The 5,030-nt window shown below is 48.9% G+C and carries 1 protein-coding gene; it reads right to left on the bottom strand.

Annotated features, from left to right (window positions below; all coding sequences use genetic code 11):
- The coding region (locus AC9UEP_RS05585) for a reverse transcriptase domain-containing protein (protein ID WP_509544913.1) at positions 1-4,684 on the bottom strand (4,684 nt) is incomplete at its 3' end.
- Positions 4,685-5,030 lie beyond the last annotated feature (346 nt).

Consider the following 5,030-nt stretch of genomic DNA (forward strand, 5'->3'; position numbering starts at 1 on the left):
TTAATGCGCCGCCAGTTTGCCCTCTCATATCTTGATATACAGCAAATGACGCGTCGACATACCAGTGCAGCACTCCTGTCTGCGTTGCACCAAGTACTAGTGGTAACTCACGAGTACTGCGCAAATAAGTGATGAGATGCCCCAACTTCCGCCAGTCATCCTCATCAGGTTCCCTAACTCTTGTCGTCAGGAAAGCGTTGGCTAAGGCTGCATCAGGCCTAGCTCTTTTCACGATGTATAATATCATCGCCACCATGCTGTGAAAAACTTTGGACTTGTCCTTGCCAAGCTTCACCGCATCATCATTAACCTTGAATAGATCCTCAGGGGCTGCCGTTGCAATCCTCTGACGTTTAGTCACACGCTCAAAACCATCGTTGAACTTAGTGACAGCTTCATCCCACGCCTTGATAACATCATCGACATAATCAATCATGGTGACTGTTACTACACCAGTGTTAGTAAAGTCAAGCTTCATTCCAAGGTACTTGTGGACCTTGCCTCGGGCCACTTTCATCTCACCGCTGCCATCCGTGAATATAGACTCATAATCGCGACGCAGCCATTTAATTGTGTCATCGTTGACTTTGGCACTCTTATGGGAGATTTTACAGTCATCGACATGGAAACAGATGGTGGATTGCTTACCTTTGATCATCTTGTTCCATACACATGGGTCGTATGCATTTTGTACATAGCCCTGCTCCGCCAAGCTCTCAGAAAACTTGCGGTAGTACAATAATCCAGCTATCATCGTACCATAAATAGCGTTCCAGCATTCCACCAGCAACACTTTATTGCCCTTCTTATCAGTTGTCACAAACGGACCATAGACTTCAGGAGCTATCTTTACCAGCCAATCAACCACCACACCTCGAATCCGAATGATTACACGATCCTTCGGATTATTCACCCGCGTTTGAATGAACGCATTGGGGATATCAATCACAGCAACGTCTCGGCGCTCATGTGCATCAACAATGGATGTGAGTAGTACAGCTTGGGTGGAGACAGTGGGTGAGCTTGCATCTTCTTTCGTCAAGTAATCCCGCTGAGTATTCCCACCAGCTACCTTTCTAGCTTTCATCTTGCCATCTCTTTTCTTCACGATAAACATATGACTCTCAAGAATCTTCTTCTTCTGTTCGTCTGTGAGATCGGCGTATCTTTTAGGGACAAACGTATCCCTCCAATGCAACTGGCTGACTTCCTTCACACCAGCTTCCACAGCATCGGGGCCCCACTGCTTCAAAGCAGCCTTCAGGGACAATTGTTGCATAAATGAATAAGCCACCGCAGCATCATACTCATAGCTATCATTGCAATATGCTAGACCTAAATCGGTCGTGACCAACGCCATGGCTGCAAAGGAATACTTCTTCCCAGTCATGCTGGGCTCGTAACTTTTGACTTGCTTGCGCTCACGTGTTGATCTTCTCACTCCAGCTGGGGCACTGGGTACATCACCTGTACTAGGTACGTCACCTGTCCCTCCCACTAGAGATTCCATAGCCCCAAGCTCTTCTACCACTGGCGCAACGACCACTGGCTCAGCCGCATCATAGTCTTGCTCAACAAGTTGTGCGGCGTCTTGAGGCTCATCAATGCCAAAATCAACACCGATATCGACATCATCATCAATAGGATCATCTGGTGTAGGATCTTGATCGATGGTTCCCACTCCTGGGATTTCGGCAGACTCGTCTGTATCTGGGAGGTGCACTCCTGGAAGATCGTCATCCGCCTCATTAGTTTCATTTTCATAGTCAAAGTGCTCCATAGCAACATCGCCAATAGGACGCCCTTGACGGTCGGTGAAGACAGGCAGGCTTGGCTGACCCACAGCCAACAATCCAATACGAGCAATAACAGCATCAGTCATTGGAAGCCTCTTAAATTGCCGTCGAACCACCACCTTTCCTGTGGTCAAAGTATAAAACTTGATACCACCCTGAGCATTACCGCTAGGCCCAAGAGCAATGGCACCTTCAGTCCTCGCCAACATACTGTTGCGTGGCGTATCCTCTTTCGATATTTGGCAGTAGGAGCCAAAAGGAACACAGTAATACTTGTAATGCACGACCTCACCGGTCATGATTTGCTTTGGACTCCAACCCGGAATCCCACCCTTCACTGGGAATATATTTAACGCCTTGGCAACAAACATCACCATGTGAGTCATTACCACGGAAGGAACTGCGTTGACAGGTAAACTGTAGACAATCGCTCGAACTCGCTCTTTAATGACACGAATCTTCCGTTCAATCTCTGGCACGTGCTCGTTAGCACTTGTGAGATTCATAGTCGGACCACCAAATAGCTCCGACTCAATCAAGTCCTTCAAAGGCTTGAATTCACCATCTCCTTTAACAAACACAATCTGAAAACCACGCTGTAGGTAGTAGTTGTGCATGGCCTTCAAGGCCCGAAAGATGGTCGGTATCTTCCTATTGGACAGGTGGGTCACAGATAGGAAACAAATTTTCAAACTCAAAGTTGCAAAAAATGGAGTACCGTTGACAAAAAAAATGTCAATTGTTAGTGTTACACGCTTGTGTAACTGCCGAATCTCCTTCGGCACTTCGACTATGTCCTGTCTCGCCACTGGGGCCGTCTGACGGACAGTCTTTCCTTTTAACAAAGCCACAGGAGGCCCGTAAATCTTCAACGCGACATCCACATCTTGAGGTCCGACAGGACTATCCTTGAGCATGTTAGCCTGAGTAATCCACTTCAAATCCCCATTTGATGGATAAGCCAACCCTGCTTGAAGGTCGCGAGCGAGGTTGCCACCATCGATTTGACGCTTGGTGAACAACTTCATATTATCAGCTACCGTCTCGACAACCGCAAACGCATAACTTGCATGACTTCTTGGGTCATTGATATCCCACACATGGAGGCCAGTAGGATGTGGCTTGAAAACCATGTCAGAATATCCGTGCGAAGCACGATGAACGATGAAATCTTCCCCGTCATAACTAACTGGGTATTCCTTCTTCACTAGTAGTAGGGAGAGAATGTTGGTGATAGCCTTCTTGCTAAACCACACAGGCTCGTTAAATCCCTTGAAGTCGGCAATCTCAGAGATTGGTAGGTAACCTCCATTACTCTCTAGATTCAATTGCCGCTCACCCCTCCGAACATTCGAGACAAGGTGAGGATTACAGAAGACATTGTCCGACGAACACGAGTCGAGGAGGACCAATTTTCTGATAGATGTAGCACTGGATGCAAAAGCAACACCACTGCCACACGATACAATGCGACCAAGTTGAGCATGGGACTGACCCCCAATGCTATCATTATCGTCGATGAGCTGTTCAATACGCTCATTTACTTGAGTCATGGCCTTACCTATTTGCTTGGTGGCATCCTTAATCATGCCCACTGCTTTGACCATATCCGACGAACTTGATCTCTTGCTGCCAACTGACTTATCGTCGTCAACATCCTTCAGCTTCACTGTGCAAGCTGACTTGGGGTGTCCCAGCTTACCGCAACGGAAACACTCCTTATCCTTGTAGAAGTCTTTGTCGAACTCCACTTTCTTGGGATCAACACCATCGGACTTCTTCTTAGCGCCCCCCTTCTTCTTTCCAGTCTGGGCGAACGCGGTACCCTCCGACTGAGTAATAACAGTAGGAGCCTTGGAGTACTTATCCAGCAACAGAAGAGTCTGTTGAGGAGTTTTAGGGTAGGTGTCACCTCCCTTGGCAAAATCATCCGACAAGGCATGCTTGAGGTGGTCATGATCTTTGCCGCTCGTACGTAGCAGGCCATACGCGATGAACCTTTCCCGAGCCGAATCATCCACTTTGGCCTTATCATCAGGCCCAAGTGAATCATATGATGTCTTGAACTCATCCTGAGCACAATACTCACGAGTCCTGTCGTTGGCAAATACACACCCGACAGACTCTGCAACTTCCACCTTGGTACGATACGTCTCGTAATATAAGGTGTTAGACAAGGTGCCCTGCTGGCTGTTGTAGACTTGTCTATACTGGTCCCACATAGCAGCCACGACATACTGATCCTCGGTCTGCTTCAGGACTACACACTCGATGAGCTTGTAGAGCTCGAGTGGATCGTAGGAAGCACTCACCGCCTCCCACTTCTTCTCCTGCTTCATCTTGTCCAGCAGGAGTTGAGTACACTGTCCAATAATTAGAGCAAAAGCTTGCCCACGATGCTTCTCTAGGGTAGCCACCCTCAAGCTGTGGGACTTCATTTCGTTGGAATACAGTGTCGCCTCCTCACCATTCAACTTGTAAGGGACGTCTTGCATACTTTCATACTCGATTTCAGCAATCTCATTCTTCAGCCTCGCTATCTTCAACAAGGCCTCGTCATCAAGTACAGGTACAATACTCGATGCACCGGACACACCGCCACTTCCAGATATGGTGGAGCTCAAAGCCGCTGTTGCCGCTGCTGCTGCTGCCGTTGCCGCTGCTGCTGCTGCATCCTCGAGGACCTTGAGTTGCGCTTGCATAGCAGTCAACAAAGTTGACTGCTGTGTCCTTATCATGCTCTCGTACACCACATGCCTTGCCTTGGCAACAGCGGAGTACTCAGGCGGTGGTAGAACCACCTTGGCTCGATTCTTGAGTTCGTTGGCGACGTCCTCGCCGAACTTCAATCCAACAAATTGATGGATCTTCTCCATGGTGACGCGCATCTTGTCTGCCGCACCTTGGCCACCGTATTCGAATACGTGGCCTTCGAGCTCCTTACATAGACCATACTTGACGGTCTTTGATGCCGAAGAGTATCCAGCACCGCGGCCTGATCGTCCAGCACCGCCGCGACCATCGCGCCCAGCGCGTCCGTCGCCTCGTCCACGACCGCCATCTCTCCCTCGAGCCATCACTGCACTCCTGGAGTATCGTCGGCGGAAGTATCACTCCTGGCCCTGCTCGCGAATCTTCTCGATCTCGGACAAGAACTTACCAGGCACTTCTTTTAATAATGTTGGAAGAGAAGGCCCGACAGTCCCGTCGCAGCCGATCGTCCGTAGTAAACAC

The sequence above is a fragment of the Candidatus Planktophila sp. genome (genome assembly GCF_040402315.1).
Lineage (GTDB): Bacteria > Actinomycetota > Actinomycetes > Nanopelagicales > Nanopelagicaceae > Planktophila.